Below are 17059 nucleotides of genomic sequence, written 5' to 3' on the forward strand. Positions count from 1 at the left end.
GGCGTCCCCGTGATTATTGGACGCCGCCAGCCGCCGCGACGGCTGTCTGCTCAGGCTGCCAACCGCCGCCCAGCACCTTGTACAAAGTGACCAGGTTGGTCGACTTGGCCAGGCGCGCCGTGATCAGGCTTTGCTGCGCCGTGTACAGCGCGCGCTGGGCCACCAGGGCGTTCAGGTAGGACTCGGCGCCCTGCTTGTAGCGCGCGTCGTGGATGGTATAGCTCTTCGTCGACGCCTCGACCAGCGAGACCTGCGATTGCAGGCGCTCGTCGATGGTGCCGCGCTGGGCCAGCGCATCGGACACTTCACGGAAGGCGACCTGGATCGCCTTTTCGTATTGCGCCACGGAAATTTCACGCTGCACCTTGGCGATATCGAGGTTGGCGCGGTTCACGCCGCCATCGAAGATCGGCAAGCTGATCTGCGGAATGAAGCTCCACGTGCCGCTGCCCGCCTTGAACAGGCCCGACAGGTTGTCGCTGACCGAACCGGCCGTGGCCGTCAGCGAAATGCGCGGGAAGAAGGCCGCGCGCGCCGCGCCGATGTTGGCGTTGGCGGCACGCAAAGTGCGCTCCGCCGCCAGCACGTCGGGACGGCGTTGCAGCACGTCCGACGGCACGCCGGACGGAATGTCCGCCAGGGCCGTCACGGTGCCGAACTCGGCTGGCGGCAGCAGGTCGGCCGGCACGGGGCCGCCCACCAGCAAGACCAGCGCGTTTTGATCCAGCGCAACCTGGCTCGTGAAGACCGCCACGTCGGAACGGGCCGATTCGACGCTGGTCTGGGCATCGTACTTGTCCAGGCCGGAAGTAGCACCGGCACTGAAGCGGCGCACGGCCAGGTCATACGACGACTGCTGGCTCTTCAGGGTGTCCTGCGCCACGCGCAGGCGCTGCTGGTCGGCCACCAGGTTCAGATAGGTGCTGGCCACTTCGGCCACCAGACTGATCTGCTGTGCGCGGCGTGCTTCTTCCGTGCCCAGGTATTGCTCCAGCGCGCTGTCGGACAGGCTGCGCACGCGGCCGAAGAAGTCCAGCTCGTAGGCCGACACGCCCAGGTTCGCCGTGTACTGGCGGTTGATCGACGCTTCGCCCGTCGGGCTGGCGTTCTTCGAGATGCGCGTGGCCGACTGGCCGCCCGAGGCCGACAGGGTCGGGATCAGGGCGGCGCGTTCGATGCCGTACGTGGCGCGCGCCTTCTCGATGTTCAGGATCGAGACGCGCAGGTCGCGGTTGTTGGCCAGCGCCAGTTCCAGTACCTGGCGCAGGCGCGCATCGGCAAAGAACTCGCGCCAGGCGACGTCCGCCACCGGCTTGGCGTCGGCGGCGGCCGTGTCGGCCTTGTAGGACGGGCCCGTCGGCCACGCCGTGGGCGCCGGCGCGGCCGGACGCTCATACGTGGGAGCCAGGCTGCAACCGGCCAGCAAGGCCAGTGCCGCCATGGAGAGTAGTGATTTTTTCATATTAATGTGCATCCTTGGAAAGCGTGACGGCTGGCGAACCAGGCGTCGCCGACGTGGCGGGCGCGTCCGGCTTCGAGAAGAAGCCGCGCACCAGCACGAAGAACACCGGCACGAAGAAGATACCGAGGAAGGTGGCCGTCAACATACCGCCCAGCACGCCGATACCGATGGCGTTCTGGCTGCCGGAACCGGCGCCGCTGGAAATAGCCAATGGCAACACGCCCAGGCCGAAGGCAATCGAGGTCATCAGAATCGGACGCAGACGCAGACGCACCGCATGCAAGGTCGCGTCCAGCAGCGACATGCCCGATTCCTGCATTTCCTTGGCAAATTCCACAATCAGAATCGCATTCTTCGCCGACAGGCCCACCACCGTGAGCAAGCCCACCTGGAAGTACACGTCGTTCGACAGGCCGAACAGCCACGTACCGAGCACGGCGCCGATCACGCCCAGCGGCACGACCAGCAGCACGGAGAATGGAATCGACCAGCTTTCATACAGCGCGGCCAGGCACAGGAAGACGATCAGCAGCGACAGCGCGTACAGCTGCGGCGTCTGCGAACCGGATTCGCGCTCTTCCAGCGACACGCCGGTCCAGCTGAAACCGATGCCAGGCGGCAACTTGGCGACCATTTCTTCCATCGCGTTCATGGCGGCGCCCGTGCTTTGGCCCGGCGCCGGCGTACCCAGGATCTCTACGGACGGCAAGCCGTTGTAGCGTTCCAGGCGTGGCGACGCGTAAATCCACTTGCCGGTGGCGAAGGCCGAGAATGGCACCATCTGGCCAGCCGTGTTGCGCACGAACCACTTGTTCAAGTCTTCCGGCAGCATGCGCGAACTGGCATCGCCCTGGATGAACACTTTCTTCACGCGGCCACGGTCGAGGAAGTCGTTCACATATGAACTACCCCAGCCCACGCTCAGCACACGGTTGATTTCCGAGATCTGCAAGCCCAGCGCCGTTGCCTTCTGCTGGTCGATGTCGATCTTGTACTGCGGCGTATCTTCCTGGCCGTTCGGGCGCACGCCGACCATGGCCGGATTCTGCGACGCCATGCCCAGCAACTGATTACGCGCCGCCATCAGGGCGTCATGGCCGACACCGCCGATATCCTGCAGCTGCATGTCGAAACCGGTGGCGTTACCCAGTTCCAGCACGGCAGGCGGTGCAAACGTAAACACCATCGCATCCTTGATCTGCAACAACTTGCCCATGGCGCGACCGGCCACGGCCGGCGCTTTTTGCGCCACGTCCTTGCGCAGCGACCAGTCTTTCAGGCGCACGAAGGCGATACCCGTATTCTGGCCGTTACCGCCGAAGCTGAAACCGGCGACGGCAAACACGGAAGCGACGTTGTCTTTCTCGCTGTTCATGAAGTGGTCTTCGACCTGTTCGATCACTTTCAGGGTGCGCTCTTGCGTGGCGCCCGTCGGCAATTGAATCTGCGTAAACAGGATGCCCTGGTCTTCTTCCGGCAGGAAGGAGGTCGGCAGGCGCATGAAGACGAATACCAGGCCAGCCAGGAGGATGACGTACAACAGCATCGAACGGCCGCGGTGGCGGATCATGCTGCCAACCCAGCCCTGGTAGGTGTTGCTGCTGCTATCGAAGCTGCGGTTGAACCAGCCGAAGAAACCCTTGTTCGACGCGTGATGGCCCTTCTCTACCGGTTTCAGCAGCGTGGCGCACAGGGCTGGCGTAAATACCAGCGCGACGACGACGGACAGCACCATCGACGAGACGATCGTGATCGAGAACTGGCGGTAAATCACGCCCGTCGAACCGCCGAAGAAAGCCATCGGCACGAACACGGCCGACAGCACCATGGCGATACCGACCAGCGCGCCCGTGATCTGCGTCATGGACTTGCGCGTCGCTTCCAGCGGCGACAAGCCCTCTTCGCTCATCACGCGCTCGACGTTTTCCACCACCACGATCGCATCATCGACCAGCAGACCGATGGCCAGCACCATGGCGAACATGGTCAGCGTATTGATCGAATAGCCGAAGGCATTCAGGATACCGAAAGTACCGAGCAGCACGACCGGCACGGCCATGGTCGGGATCAGCGTGGCGCGGAAGTTCTGCAGGAACAGGTACATCACCAGGAACACCAGGATGACCGCTTCGACCAGCGTTTTGACCACTTCTTCGATGGACAGTTTCACGAACGGGGTCGTGTCGAACGCCACCTGGTAGCTCATGCCTTCAGGAAATTGCTTGCTCAGGTTGCCCAGCATGGCTTTCGCCGCATTGGCCGTGTCGAGCGCGTTGGCGCCCGTCGCCAGCTTGATCGCCACGCCGGTGGCCGCATGGCCGTTGTAACGGGCCACGGTGTTGTAGTTCTCGCGGCCCAGTTCCATGGTGGCCACGTCCTTCAGGTACACCATGGCACCGTTGGTCGTGGTTTTCAGCAAGATGGCGCCGAACTGCTCCACCGTTTGCAAGCGGCTTTGCGCCGACACGGTCGCGTTCAGCTGCTGGCCCTTGATGGACGGCGTGCCGCCCAGCTCACCGGCCGACACTTCCGCATTCTGCGCCTGCACGGCCGTGATCACGTCCGCCGGTGTCAGGTTAAAACTTTGCAGCTTGGCCGGATTGAGCCAGATACGCATGGCGTACTGCGAACCGAACAGGGTCACGTCGCCCACGCCCGCTACGCGGCTGAGCGGATCGACGACGTTGGCGGCCACATAGTCGCTCAAGTCGGTCTGGTCCATCTTGCCGTTTTCGGAAATGAAGCCGAACACCATCAAGAAGTTCTTCGTCGCTTTCGACACGACGAGGCCCTGCTGCGTGACAGCCGTCGGCAGCAGTGGCGTGGCCAGCTGCAGCTTGTTCTGTACTTGCACCTGGGCAATATCAGGATTGGTGCCGCTGGTGAACGTCAAGGTGATGCTGATGCCGCCAGTGGCATCGCTCGACGAGGCCATGTAGCGCAAGCCGTCGATCCCCTTCATCTTTTGTTCGATGACCTGGGTGACCGCATCTTCCACGGTCTTGGCGGAGGCGCCAGGGTAGGAGCCGCTGATCGAAATCGACGGCGGAGCGATGCTCGGGTACTGCGCGATCGGCAGGCTGAGGATCGAAATCACGCCGGCAAGCATGATGACGATCGCGACCACCCAGGCAAAAATCGGGCGGTCAATGAAAAAACGGGCCATTAATATTCTCCTGAATTAGTGGGCGCTGGCAGCCGATGCGGCGGCAGAAGCGGCAGCGGCGGGCACAGGAGCAGCTTCGGCCTTGGCCGGCACGGCAACGGCTGGGGCGCCTGGCTTGACTTTTTGCAAGCCTTCCACGATCACGCGGTCGCCTGCGGCCAGGCCGGACGTCACCAGCCAGTTGGTGCCGACCGTGCCGCTGGTGGTCAGCACGCGTTGCTCGACCTTGTTTTCCTTGTTCAGGATCAAGGCGGTTGCCTGGCCCTTCTGGTTGCGCGTCACGCCCACTTGCGGCACGGTGATGGCTTTTTCATCGACGCCCGTTTCCAGCTGGGCACGTACGTACATGCCTGGCAGCAATTCGCCTTTCGGGTTCGGGAACAGCGCGCGCAAGACCACGTTGCCGGTGGTCGGATCGACCGTCACGCCGGCGAACTGCAGCTTGCCCGGTTCGCTGTACTTGCTGCCGTCCGGCAAGATCAGATCGACCTTGGCCTGGCCTTCGCCGACTTTTTTCAGCGAACCGTCGGCCATCTGGCGCTTCAGGCGCAGCAGGTCGGTGCTCGACTGGGTCACGTCGACATACATCGGATCGAGTTGCTGCACGGTGGTCAGCGCCTCTGCCTGGCCGGCCGTGACCAGCGCGCCGGCCGTCACGGTCGAACGGCTGGTGCGGCCGCTGATCGGCGCCGTCACGGTGCTGTAGCGCAGGTTGATGTTCGCCGATTCCAGCGCCGCGGTGGCGGACTCGACGTCTGCCTTGGCTTGCTCGAAGGCAGCGACGGCGTCATCGTATTCCTGGCGGCTCACGCCTTCGATGGCGACCAGTTCCTTGTAGCGCGAGGCTTTCGGGCCGGCCGTCAGCAGGTTGGCCTTGGCTTTCGACAGGGCAGCCTTGGCGGAATTATAAGCAGCCTGGTAGGTGGCCGAGTCGATCTGATACAGGGCCGTGCCCGCTTTCACATCGCTACCCTCGACGAACAGGCGCTTCTGGATCAAACCGCCCACTTGCGGGCGCACATCGGCGACCTGGTAGGCATTCGTGCGGCCGGGCAATTCGGCGCTCATCGGCAACGCGGCCGGATTAACAGTAAACACGACCACCTGCGGCGCTTGCTGCGCGTGAGGTGCTTCCTGTTTTTTACTGCAGCCGGCCATGATTACAGTGGCGCACAGAACGGCAATAGCGCCGCTCGTACGCGGCGACGTCAAGGAAAAGGTTGGTTGCATCTTGGACTTTCTGAAAAAGAAGCTGGCTAGTGTCGTTAGAAATGACTAAATTTATTAACGCAGATCAAAGAATGAACGATCATTCTAAAATCGTCAAGCATCGTTACAATTGAAACAAAGTAACCTTTAAGCGTTTTTTATTGCTAATGATGCAATTAAATGGCGACAACAACAGCAACGGCGCACCAGCAGGATCGATCGGAATACGGGCTGGCGGCGGCAAAACGGCAAAGCGGGAGAGTTGGATTGAGTGAATACTTTAGCAGGGTCAAGATTTCTTTGCTGAACCTGCCAACAAGTGTGCAACACTGCCGGCCCCGGCTTGCATGGCGGCCGTGATTATTTACTAATGGTATCGAAAAGACATGCCCCCGGCGGACGCGCTAATATATTAGCCACAGCGTGGCGAAGCGAGGACGCGATGACGACAGCACAGGCGCAAGGAGCGGCGCAAGACGATGGCGCGGGCGGCCGGGACGCGCCGCCGCTGCTGTCGACGGGCGTCGCTGGCCTCGACACCATACTGAGTGGCGGCTTGCTGGCCGAGCGCCTGTACCTGATAGAAGGCGAACCGGGCACGGGCAAGACCACGCTGGCGCTGCAATTTCTGGCCGAAGGCGCGCGCAATGGCGCGCCCGTGCTGTATATCGCTCTGGCCGAATCGGAAATCGAACTGCGCGCCGCCGCCCGCTCGCATGACTGGGACCTGGCCGGCATCGCCATCGAAGAAGTGGCGCCAAGCGACGACATGCTCGACCCCGAGCGCCACTACACCATCTTCCACCCGTCGGAAATCGAACTGGCATCGACCAACCGGCGCATCCTCGCGGCCATCGAGAAGCACCACCCTGCCCGCCTGGTGCTCGACTCGCTGTCCGAACTGCAGTTACTGGCGGAAAACCCGCTACGCTACCGGCGCCAGGTTCTCGCCTTGAAACAATACCTGGCCAGCCGTCACTGCACCACCATGCTGATCGATGACCGCTCCGCGCTCGATGACGGCTTGCAAGTACGCAGCGTGGCCCATTGCGTCATTTCGCTGGAGCTGCAAAACCAGGACTATGGCAATGACCGGCGCCGCGTGCGCGTGGTGAAATACCGGGGCGTGCCGTTTCGCAGCGGCACGCACGACTACAAGATCGCCCAGGATGGCCTGGTCGTCTATCCGCGCCTGGTGGCGGCCGACACGCGCCGCGACGGCGACCACCGGCGCCTGTCGAGCGGCGTGCATGAACTCGATGCCATGACGGGCGGCGGCCTGGAAGAAGGCATGAGCACCCTCATTTCCGGCCCCGCCGGCAGCGGCAAGTCAACCTTGGCGGCGCAGTTCGTGCATGCGGCAACAAAGCGCGGCGAATCGTGCGCCATGTTCCTGTTCGAGGAAGCGCGCAGCAAGCTGCTGCACCGGACGGACGAGCTGGGCATGCGCCTGAAGGAAGCGCTCGATACCGGCTTGCTGAGCGTGCAGCAAGTCGACCCGGCCGAACTGACGCCGGGCGAATTCGCCCAGGCCGTGGTCGACGCGGCCGAACGGGGCGCCAGGATGATCGTCATCGACAGCCTGAACGGCTACATGCACGCCGTGCCCGACGAGCGCTTCCAGAGCACCTACCTGCACGAACTGCTCAATTACCTGAGCCAGCGCGGCGTGGCCACCCTGCTTGTCGGCGTGCAGCAAAACATGCTGGGCATGTCGATGACGACCTCGGCCGACGCCAGCTACCTGGCCGACAGCGTCATCATGTTGCGCTACTACGAAACGGAAGGCGAAGTGCGGCAAGCCATTTCCGTCTTCAAGAAGCGCGGCAGCGCGCATGAGCGCAGCATCCGCCGCTTCGAGATCGGCCCGCAGGGCTTGCGCATCGGCCCGACACTGGCCGGTTTCCACGGCATCCTGTCGGGCATGCCCACCGTCGGCGGCACGCCATTTCCCTAGGGCAAGCCATGGAACAGCGCATCCTGATCTACGCGCCGGCCGGCCAGGACGCCGCCCTGGCCAGCCAGGTGCTCGCCGGCAGCGCCATTGCCAGCCACGCCTGCCGCAGCGCAGGCGAGCTGGCCGAGCAGCTGGCGCTGGGCGCGGGTGGCGTGCTGACGGTGGACGAGGCACTGCATGCGGGCGCCTACCAGGTGCTCGACGAGTACGGGCGGCGGCAGCCGGACTGGTCCGACCTGCCCATCATCCTGCTGACGCATGCGGGACTCGATTCCCTGCCCTTGCGGCAAGCCATCGCCACCCTGGGCAACCTGACCCTGCTGGAACGCCCCGTGCACATGCTGACCCTGATCACCTCGGCGCACGCCATGCTGCGCGCGCGCCAGCGCCAGTACCAGGTGCGCGAAACGCAACGGCGCAAGGATGAATTCCTCGCCAGCCTGGGCCATGAGTTGCGCAATCCGCTGGCGCCCATCAAGACATCGATCGCCCTGCTCAGCCATTTATATCCGGAATCGGAACAGGTAAACAAGGTCAAGGGCGTGATCGAGCGCCAGGTCACGCACCTGACGCGGCTGGTCGATGACCTGCTCGACGTGGCGCGCATCACCAGCGGTAAAGTGGTGCTCCAACGCAAGGACATTGCGCTACAACAAGTCCTCAGCCATGTGATCGAGCTGTGCCAGCCGACCGCCAGCAGCCGCAACATCAGCATCGCGCTGGACTTGCCGCCGCACACGGTGATGCTGCACGCCGACTATGCGCGCCTGGTGCAGATCTTTGCGAATATCGTCTCGAACGCCGTCAAATTCACGCCGAGCGGCGGGCACATCCACATTACGGCCCGGCTGGCCGACGGCCAGCTGCAGGTGGCCGTGGAAGACAATGGCATCGGCATCGACCCGGACGCCATCCCGCGCATCTTTTCCATGTTCGAACAGGGCCGCACGGTGGCGGGCCAGATGGCCAGCGGCCTGGGCATCGGCCTGAGCCTGGCGCGCCAGTTTGCTGAAATGCACGATGGCAAGATCGAAGCGCATAGCGCCGGACCCGGGCAAGGCAGCCGCTTCGTCGTCACCCTGCCCGCCAGCATGCCCGCAGGGCCGGCCGCCACGCCGGCCAGCGATGTGCCGGCCGGGCCGGGCCAGGCCGTGCAAGTGCTGGTGGTGGACGACAACCGCGATGCGGCCGATTCGCTGCAGACGCTGCTCCAGCTGGAAGGCCACGCCGTGCGGGTCGCCTACGACGGCGCGCAGGCGCTGGCCGCCGTCGATGCCCTGTGGCCGCAACTGATCGTGATGGACCTGGGCATGCCGGGCATGGACGGCTACGAAACGGCGCGCCAGATCCGCCTGAAAAAGCACAGGGGCGCGACGTGCTGATGCTCGCGTTGACGGGCTGGGGCGATACAGGAGGGCGCACTGCGCAAGCGGGGTTCGACCATCACCTGACCAAACCCGTCGATTTCGACGCCATCGCCGCCCTGCTGCAGCAACACCTGGCGCAGCGGGCGGCGGCCACTACGTCGGCGGAGTGACTGATTTCCTTACTTCCACTTGCCGCGCAATTCCTGCACCTTTTGCTGCAGTAATTCCGGCGTGGCGGCCTCGGGCGCCACGGGCATGCCCACGGCCAGCGACAGACGCGAGCGCAAGCCCGCCTTGAAGGCGCGCTCGAACAAATGGCCATTGCGATGGCTCAACAGATGGCCCCACAAGCCGCGCAGCGCCAGCGGAATCACGGGCACCTTGCTGCGCTCGACGATCTTGGCAATGCCGCCCTTGAATTCGCTGATCTGGCCCGTGCGCGTCAGCTTGCCTTCGGGGAAGATGCACACCAGCTCGCCCTCGTGCAGCGCTTGCGCAATGTCAATGAAGGCCTTTTCCATGAGGAAAGGATCTTCCTTGGCCGGCGCGATGGGGATCGCCTTGGCCGTGCGGAAGATCCAGCCCATCAGCGGCATCTTGAAGATGCGGTGGTCCATGACGAAGCGGATGGGACGGGGACTGGCCGCCATGATGACGATGGCGTCCACATAGCTGACGTGGTTGCATACCAGCACGGCCGCCCCTTCCGTGGGGATGCGCTCGCCATCGACGACTTTGACGCGGTGCACGGTCTGGATGAGTATCCACGCGAGGAAGCGCATGAGGAATTCCGGCACCAGCGAAAAGATGTAGGCGGCCACCAGCGCATTCAGAATGGCCGTGACGAGGAACAGCTGGGGTATGGTGAAACCCTTTCCCAGCAGCACGATGGCCACGCCGGCGGCCGCCACCATGAACAGGGCGTTCAAAATATTCATGCCGGCGATCGTGCGCGAAATGTGCTTCGGATCGCAGCGCGTCTGGATCAGGGCAAACAGGGGCACGATGAAGAAGCCGCCGAACACGCCGATCATGACGATGTCGAGCAAGATGCGCGGCACGCCCGCCTGGCCCACAAACGCCAGCGCGTCGACCACTTGCGTATTCGCATACGCATTGCTGGCGAAATACAGGTCGATGCCGAACAGCGACAGGCCGATGGAGCCGAACGGCACCAGGCCGATCTCGATCTTGTGGCCGGACAAGCGTTCGCACAGCAAGGAACCCGTGCCGATGCCGACGGAAAACACGGTCAGCAGCAGCACGAACACGCTGTGGTCGCCGTGCAGGAAATCCTTCGAATACACGGGGAACTGGGCCAGGATCAGGGCGCCGTAGAACCAGAACCAGGAATTGCCCAGCATGGCGAGGAAGACGGGACGGTTCTTGCGCGAAAAATTCAGGTTGCGGAACGATTCGGCGACGAAATTCAGGCTCACCTTCAAGTCCGGCTCGGGCGCGGGCGTGCGTGGCACGCGGTAGCTGGCGACCAGGCCGAAGACGGCCACGGCAATCGTCGCGCCGGCCACCAGTTCCACGCCCAGCGGCTTGTGCACGATCAACACGGCACCGAGGATTTCGCCCAATAAAATGCCGACAAAGGTGCCCATCTCGATCAGGCCATTGCCGCCGACCAATTCCTCGGGTTTCAGTTGTTGCGGCAGGTACGCATACTTGACGGGGCCGAACAGGGTCGAATGCACGCCCATGCCCACCACGGCGGCCACCAGCAGCCACAGGGTATGCGTCATCCAGCCGGCGGCAGCCACGGCCATGATGGCCAGCTCCATCCATTTGACGAAGCGGGCCAGGCCAGCCTTTTCGAACTTGTCGGCCAGCTGGCCGGCCGTGGCCGAGAACACGACATAGGGCAGGATGAACAGGCCGGGGATCAGGTTGGTGATGGTGGACGGGTCGAGCGTGGTCCAGCTCAGCGCATCGTAGGCGAGGATCACCATCAGGGCCGTCTTGAACAGATTGTCGTTGAAGGCGCCAAAGAACTGGGTCCAGAAGAAGGGCCCGAAACGGCGCTGCGACAATAAGGAAAACTGGCTGCTTTGACTCATGGCATGGGGAACCGGCAATTAAGGAATTGCTAAAATACAGCACTATCCTGCGCACGACAATCTGAATGTCGTCATCTTGCTCGGCATCAATACAGAAAACCGCCTGCCGCGCCATGCTGGCCTTGCCGCCGCACGCACTGCCTCGCACTTGCCCTGACACAACAGAAATCGCCTGTTTCTTGATAATAAGGTAATGTGCGCATACCGCTGGCATCCCTGCCCGCCCCTCCCGGAAAGCTGCCTACATGTTTGGAATGACATCATTGACCATCCTGGCCTTGCTGGTCACCGGCTTCGTGCTGGTGCTGCAGCACCGCCGCAAGGTGGCGGATCTGGAATTGCTGACGGCGCGCTTGCGCAAGGAAGTCGACGGCATGCAGCAGCGCCTGCGAGCGCTGGAAGGCCAGGCCGAAGCGCCTGCGGCCACGCCCGTCGTGTCCATCGCACCCACCGTGTCCGATAGCGTGGCGCCAATGCCCGCGCCGCCTCCAGTGCCCGCGCCGCCGCCCGCGCCCGTGCCGCAGGCGGCCACGGTCAAGGTGGCCGAGCTGGCGAAGGTCGCGCCGGCAGCAGTTCCCGCACCTGCCGCACCCGTGCCACCGAAACCAGCGCCACCGGCCCCCTCCAGGCCCGCTCCCCCCGCCGCCAGTACCCCGTCCTGGATCGCGCGTCCGGATGGCTTGCTTGCAAAGGCGAAAAATTGGTTATTTACCGGCAACCTGGTCGCCAAGCTGGGTTTATTGATCCTCTTCCTCGGCGTCAGCTTCCTGCTCAAGTATGTGTCGGCCCAGGTGACGCTGCCCATCGAGCTGCGCCTGGCCGGCATCGCGCTGGCCGACATCGCCCTGCTGGCCTGGGCCTGGCGCATCCGTCTCAGCCGCCCCGGCATCAGCTTGCCGCTGCAGGGCACGGCCCTGGCGATATTGATGCTGGTCACGTTCGGCGCCTTCCGCCTGTATGAACTGATCCCGGCGGGCCTGGCGTTTGCCGTGCTGTTCGTGCTGACGGCATTTACGTGCCTGCTGGCCGTGCTGCAGAACGCCGTCTGGCTGGCCGTCTTCGGCATCGTCGGCGGCTTTGCCGTGCCCCTGCTCGTCTCGACGGGCAGCGGCAACCATATCGGCCTGTTCAGCTATTACGCGCTGCTCAATGCGGGCGTCTTCGCCATCGCCCTGAAACGCGCCTGGCGCGTGCTGAATGTGCTGAGCTTTGGCTTCACCTTCGTCGTCGCCACCACCTGGGGCCTGCTGCGCTATACGCCCGAGCACTACCTGTCGACGCAACTGTTTTTGATCCTGTTCGTGCTGTTCTATATCGGCATCGCGATTGCCTACTGCGCGCGCCAGGCGCCGCGCCTCAAGCATTACGTGGATGGCACGCTCGTCTTCGGCACGCCGCTGGCGGCCATGGGCCTGCAATACGGGCTGGTCCGGCACTTTGAATTTGGCCTGGCGTTTTCTGCCCTGGTCGCCGGTTTGACGTACACGGGGCTGGCCGTGGCACTGTGGCGCAGAAACGGTTTCAAACTGCTGGCCGAAGCCTTCCTCGCGCTGGGCATTGTCTTCGGCACCCTGGCCATCCCGTTTGCCCTCGACGGCCGCTGGACGTCCGCCGCCTGGGCACTGGAAGGCGCGGGCATCGTCTGGGTCGGCTTGCGCCAGCGCCAGACCCTGGCCTGGGTCTTCGGCCTGCTGGTGCAGGCGGCCGCCTGGCTTGCCTTCCTCGGTACCATCCAGGAACTCAATACGGCAGCTGCCCTGCAAGCCAATATCTGGCTCGGCTGCACGCTGCTGGCCGCGGCCGCGCTGGTGATGGCGATCAACTTCCGCCGCCAGCGAGGCGTGGCGCATGCCAAATTGCCCGCGGAACTGATGCAAGGCCTGTCGGTGGTGTTCCTGAGCGGTGCCACCGCCTGGCTGCTTGGCGGCTTGTGGACCGAAATCATGCTGCGCACCGACGCCATCACACAGCTGAACCTGCTGACCATCAGTGCGCTGGCAGTTGCCGCTGGCCTGTTCTGGCTGGCGCAGCGATTGCAGTGGACCGCGCCGCGCCTGCTGCTGCTGCTGGTGCAACTGCTGGCCGGTGTCGTATTGTTGCTGCGCATGGGCATGGACTGGAATGAGCACTCGGCCAAGCTGTTCGACGGTACCTTTATCAGCGCGCTGCTGCTGGCCGCCGCGGCGCTGGCCAGCGCCTGGTTCACGCAGCGCCAGGCGCGCGTGGAAGCCGATGCGAAGCTGTCGCTGGCCGCGCTGCCGCTGCTGCAGTGGAGCGGGCTGCTGTGGTTTATCGGCGTCCTGTTCCCGCTCTCCATCTCGCTGCTGCACCTGGTCGATGGCGACGAGCGCATGCATCCGCAAGCGGGCGAACACTTGCTGGCGCTGTATTTGATTGCGGTGAGCCTCACCACGCCGCTGTTCGCGCTGCTGGCGCGCCGCCTGGCCTGGCCGCAGCTGCGCTGGTTCACGGTGGCCGTCTGGCTCGGCCTGGGCTTGTGGAGCGCCAACATGCTGCTGGTGCTGTACCTGAGCGTGTCCGTGCCTACCGGCTTGTCCTGGCTGGCGCTGGCCTGCGCGCTGGCCTGCGGCGAGTTCATGTTGCATACCTGGCCGCGTGCCGGGTGGAACCTGAGCCTGCGCGTGCTGCGCCTGCTGCATACCGTGCGCACGGCCGGGCCATGGCTGATGCTGTGGCCGGTCGGAGCCATCCAGCTCGACGCCTGGCTGGCCGAGGCGGGGCGGGCCGGCGCCGTCAGCCCGGCCTGGTCGCGTTATCTGCCGGCCTGGGCCATGATGCTGGCACTGGCCTTGCTGATCCGCCGCTGCCGCGCGGGCGGCTGGCCGGTGGCGCCGATTGCCAGCTGGTATCAGCGCACCCTGATCCCGCTGGGAGCACTGGGTTCGCTGCTACTGATTGCGGTCTGGAATTTCATCGACAACGGCGCCATGCAGCCCCTGCCCTATCTGCCCCTGCTCAACCCGCTGGACCTGAGCAGCGGCTTTGCGATCCTGCTGGGCTTTGCCGCGTACCGCCTGCTGCGTGCCGGCCAGCCGCTGTGGCTGGACCGATTCCAGGCACGCGTGCCGGTCATCGCCGCCTGCTGCGTGTATGGCTGGTTCAACCTGATGCTGCTGCGCACGGTGTCGAACTACCTGGGCGTGCCTTATACGGTGGAGGACATGATGGCCTCGCAATTCGTGCAAGCCATGCTCTCGCTGGTGTGGAGCGTCACGGCCCTGCTGCTGATGCGCCACGCGGCGCGCCACCAACGGCGCCAGCAATGGAGCCTGGGCGCCGTGCTGCTGGTACTGGTGGTCGCGAAACTGTTCCTCATCGACCTGTCGAACGTGGGCGGCATCGCCCGCATCGTGTCGTTTGTCGGCGTGGGCCTGCTGATGCTCCTGATCGGCTACCTGGCGCCGTTCCCCAGGGCAGAAACCGTAACCGAACCGACACCGGAGAACGCATGAAATTTCCCTTGCTGATCTGCGCCGGCCTGGCGTCCGCTGTGGCGGCCAGCATGGCGCTGGCGCAAAATGCGCCTGACCACCCGTCCAGCTATGGCTGGAGCATGCCGGTGAGCGTGCCAGCCGGCGCGGGCGTGGTGCGCCTGCCGCTGCCGAAGGAAGTCTATCTGCATGCGCGCACCGGCAACCTGGCCGACATGCGGCTGCTTGACCGCGACGGCCAGCGCCTCTCGTTTGCCATCAGTACGCCGCCAGCCCAGTCCAGCACGCAGCGCAGCAGCGTTGCCGCGCGCATTTTCCCCGTGACGGGCAGCGCAGTGGAGAAAGGCGGCTCGCAACATGTGGAAATCCGCACCGGCAGCGATGGCCAGCTGCTGTCGGTCAGCGCCGGCGCAGGCAACGGTGCTGTCGGCAAGGCCCTGCAGGCGCTGATCCTCGACCTCGGCCAGCAAGCACCGGGCAGCCGCATCGGCGCGCTGCGTTTGACGCCGCCGGCCGACGCCGGCGATTACAGCGCCCGGGTGCTGCTGGAGGCAAGCGACGACCTGAAGCAATGGGACGCGGTCGGCACCACCACCGTGAACTGGCTGCGCAGCAGCGATACGCAAACCTTGAGCAACGACAGCATCGCCTTTGCGCCGCGCGCTTTCCGCTACGCGCGCCTGAGCTGGCAGGAAGGCCAGCCGCTGGTGTTTGCGGCGATTGCCGCGCAAGCCGTCAGCGAAACCGAGGTAGCGCCGCCACGCGCAAGCATCGTGCTGCGAGGTGCTCCAGACAAACTGACCTCCGATTGGGTGTATGCCACGCCGATCGCGATTCCCGCCGACAGCATTGCGCTGCAATTCAAGGAGAGCAACGTGGTGCTGCCCGCCACGCTGGGCGTGTATCGCCAGAATAATTATGTGCCGCAGCGCCGGCTGTCCCTGCACCGGCAAACGCGCGCGGCCAATGGCGAATATTTTGACCCGCTGCTGACCACCAGCTTTTACCGCATCAGCGAGGCGGGCAAGGAACGCGTCTCCGGCGACCTGTCCATGCCGGTGGTGCGGACGACGCAATGGGTGCTGCGGCCCGAGTCGCAAAGTACGGCCATGCCGACCAGCGCGCCGCTGTTGCGCCTGGGCTGGACGCCGGAAACGCTGGTATTCCTGGCCGGCGGCAAGGGGCCATATCGCCTGGTGTTCGGAAAAGCCGGCGCGCAGCCGGTGGCGCAACCGCTGTCACAGGTGGCGCCAGGCTATCGTGACGGCGAATTGCAGGCGCTGCCGATTGCCACATTGGGCGCCTTGACGGCGCACGCTGGCGCAAGCGATGCCGCACCGGCACCGGCAGGCATGAGCGCGCCATGGCGCCTGGCCGCGCTGTGGGCGGCCCTGCTGCTGGGCGTGGGCGTACTGGGCTTTTTTGCCTGGCGCTTGCTAACGCAGATGAAACAGGAGCAGATGAAACAGGAGAAACGACGGAACAAACGGGCCAGCAGCAAACGGATGGCGAAAAACAGCGCGACTAGCGGCGCGGCTAACGGCCAAGGGAAACCTTGCCAGCAGCTTACCGGCTGCTGGCTTGCTGGCTTGCTGGCTTGCTGGCTTACCGACTTCTGGCTCACTGCCGCAGCAGCGCCTTGAACGTCTGCGGCATCCAGGGACGCGCCGCCAGCATGAAGCTGATGGCCAGGCGCTCGTCGCCAGGCAGGCGTGCGTCTTCCTGATGCTGTTGCGAAAACTCCACCGCCACTTGCTTCAGGCGCTCCAGCAAGGCCGCCGTGGATTTCTTCGACAGCATCACGTTCACCAGGCGCAGCAATTCCGTCTCGCCATCGAATTGCGAATTCAAATAGTCGCCATAGGCTTCCTTTTTGAAATACGTGTGGATGGGACCATTCGGTATCCACGCAAACGTGCGCGCCACCAGCAGTTTGACCCGGTTATTCGGCAGCAGTTCCAGGAAACCGATCTTGTCGAGTCGCAGCAGGTATTTCACGGCTTGCGCCTCGCTGATGTCATAGATGGCGACGATCTGTTCCAGCGGCAGCAGGTTCAGGGCGGAGACGGCCACCACGAACAGCCGGGTGTCGTCGATGATTTCCTTTTCCTGCGCATATGTCAGTCCCGTGATCAGGGTGGGTGCCGCCTGGGCCGACTGCACGGCCAGCGCCAGCTGCTGGAAGTCGCTGCCGATGGCCACCAGGATCTGGTCCAGCCGCTGCAAGGAGAATTGTTTCAGGGAGAACATGCGCTTGACGCTGGCTTCGGACATGCCGATGCGCTGCGCCAGTTCGGCATACGTGACGGAACGCGCTTTCAACAGGCGTTTCAAGGCTTCGATCAAGGCGTGGGTTTGCGGCATTACTATCCTTTACACA

Annotated in this window: 10 protein-coding genes; 5 read left to right on the plus strand and 5 right to left on the minus strand. The window is 64.1% G+C overall.

Annotated features, from left to right (window positions below; translation table 11 throughout):
- Window positions 1-13: 13 nt before the first annotated feature.
- Genes adeC through ACQVLG_RS29975 form a run of 3 tightly spaced genes read right to left on the minus strand, consistent with a single transcriptional unit; the run spans window position 14 to window position 5858 of the window.
- The gene (adeC, locus tag ACQVLG_RS29965) at window positions 14-1462 is read right to left on the minus strand and encodes an AdeC/AdeK/OprM family multidrug efflux complex outer membrane factor (RefSeq protein WP_230541036.1); all 1449 of its coding nucleotides are present in this window, start codon (window positions 1460-1462) and stop codon (window positions 14-16) included.
- 1 nt (window position 1463) lies between these two features.
- The gene (locus ACQVLG_RS29970) at window positions 1464-4628 is read right to left on the minus strand and encodes an efflux RND transporter permease subunit (RefSeq protein ID WP_474292177.1); all 3165 of its coding nucleotides are present in this window, start codon (window positions 4626-4628) and stop codon (window positions 1464-1466) included.
- 15 nt (window positions 4629-4643) lie between these two features.
- Window positions 4644-5858: an efflux RND transporter periplasmic adaptor subunit gene (locus ACQVLG_RS29975; RefSeq protein WP_474292178.1), complete on the minus strand. Its 1215-nt coding sequence runs from the start codon at window positions 5856-5858 to the stop codon at window positions 4644-4646.
- Between the two features lie 421 nt (window positions 5859-6279).
- Between ACQVLG_RS29975 and ACQVLG_RS29980 the strand changes: the two genes are divergently transcribed.
- The 3 genes from ACQVLG_RS29980 to ACQVLG_RS29990 are packed head-to-tail and all read left to right on the plus strand — an operon-like array spanning window position 6280 to window position 9331.
- Window positions 6280-7794, plus strand: coding sequence for an ATPase domain-containing protein (locus ACQVLG_RS29980; protein WP_474292180.1), 1515 nt, complete (start codon window positions 6280-6282; stop codon window positions 7792-7794).
- An 8-nt stretch (window positions 7795-7802) separates the two neighbouring features.
- Complete coding sequence (locus ACQVLG_RS29985; RefSeq protein WP_474292181.1) at window positions 7803-9176, plus strand: hybrid sensor histidine kinase/response regulator; 1374 nt, start codon at window positions 7803-7805, stop codon at window positions 9174-9176.
- Window positions 9170-9331 carry a hypothetical protein gene (locus tag ACQVLG_RS29990; protein ID WP_474292183.1) on the plus strand — a complete coding sequence of 54 codons (162 nt, stop codon included), beginning with the start codon at window positions 9170-9172 and terminating at the stop codon, window positions 9329-9331. The genes ACQVLG_RS29985 and ACQVLG_RS29990 overlap by 7 nt, the downstream gene beginning before the upstream one ends.
- A 9-nt stretch (window positions 9332-9340) precedes the next feature.
- Here ACQVLG_RS29990 and ACQVLG_RS29995 read toward each other — a convergent pair whose 3' ends face one another.
- Window positions 9341-11227 (minus strand): MFS transporter, encoded by a 1887-nt coding sequence (locus ACQVLG_RS29995; RefSeq protein WP_474292185.1) that lies wholly within the window; start codon window positions 11225-11227, stop codon window positions 9341-9343.
- A 254-nt stretch (window positions 11228-11481) separates the two neighbouring features.
- Between ACQVLG_RS29995 and ACQVLG_RS30000 the strand changes: the two genes are divergently transcribed.
- Together ACQVLG_RS30000 and ACQVLG_RS30005 are read left to right on the plus strand one after the other, a co-directional pair.
- Window positions 11482-14700, plus strand: a complete 3219-nt coding sequence (locus ACQVLG_RS30000) for a DUF2339 domain-containing protein (protein WP_474292186.1) — start codon at window positions 11482-11484, stop codon at window positions 14698-14700.
- Complete coding sequence (locus ACQVLG_RS30005) at window positions 14697-16322, plus strand: DUF3999 family protein (RefSeq protein WP_474292188.1); 1626 nt, start codon at window positions 14697-14699, stop codon at window positions 16320-16322. The genes ACQVLG_RS30000 and ACQVLG_RS30005 overlap by 4 nt, the downstream gene beginning before the upstream one ends.
- Here ACQVLG_RS30005 and ACQVLG_RS30010 read toward each other — a convergent pair.
- On the minus strand, window positions 16300-17043 hold the full coding sequence (locus ACQVLG_RS30010) for a helix-turn-helix domain-containing protein (RefSeq protein ID WP_230541043.1): 744 nt from the start codon (window positions 17041-17043) through the stop codon (window positions 16300-16302). The two genes, ACQVLG_RS30005 and ACQVLG_RS30010, sit on opposite strands and share 23 nt — an antisense overlap.
- Window positions 17044-17059: the final 16 nt, after the last annotated feature.

It is taken from the genome of Janthinobacterium sp. TPC_1 (assembly GCF_056037845.1).

Bases quoted from the DNA above. Each gene is read 5' to 3' on its own strand.
- adeC (WP_230541036.1), bottom strand. From the start codon at position 1,462: ATGAAAAAATCACTACTCTCCATGGCGGCACTGGCCTTGCTGGCCGGT.
- ACQVLG_RS29970 (WP_474292177.1), bottom strand. From the start codon at position 4,628: ATGGCCCGTTTTTTCATTGACCGCCCGATTTTTGCCTGGGTGGTCGCG.
- ACQVLG_RS29975 (WP_474292178.1), bottom strand. From the start codon at position 5,858: ATGCAACCAACCTTTTCCTTGACGTCGCCGCGTACGAGCGGCGCTATT.
- ACQVLG_RS29980 (WP_474292180.1), top strand. From the start codon at position 6,280: ATGACGACAGCACAGGCGCAAGGAGCGGCGCAAGACGATGGCGCGGGC.
- ACQVLG_RS29985 (WP_474292181.1), top strand. From the start codon at position 7,803: ATGGAACAGCGCATCCTGATCTACGCGCCGGCCGGCCAGGACGCCGCC.
- ACQVLG_RS29995 (WP_474292185.1), bottom strand. From the start codon at position 11,227: ATGAGTCAAAGCAGCCAGTTTTCCTTATTGTCGCAGCGCCGTTTCGGG.
- ACQVLG_RS30000 (WP_474292186.1), top strand. From the start codon at position 11,482: ATGACATCATTGACCATCCTGGCCTTGCTGGTCACCGGCTTCGTGCTG.
- ACQVLG_RS30005 (WP_474292188.1), top strand. From the start codon at position 14,697: ATGAAATTTCCCTTGCTGATCTGCGCCGGCCTGGCGTCCGCTGTGGCG.
- ACQVLG_RS30010 (WP_230541043.1), bottom strand. From the start codon at position 17,043: ATGCCGCAAACCCACGCCTTGATCGAAGCCTTGAAACGCCTGTTGAAA.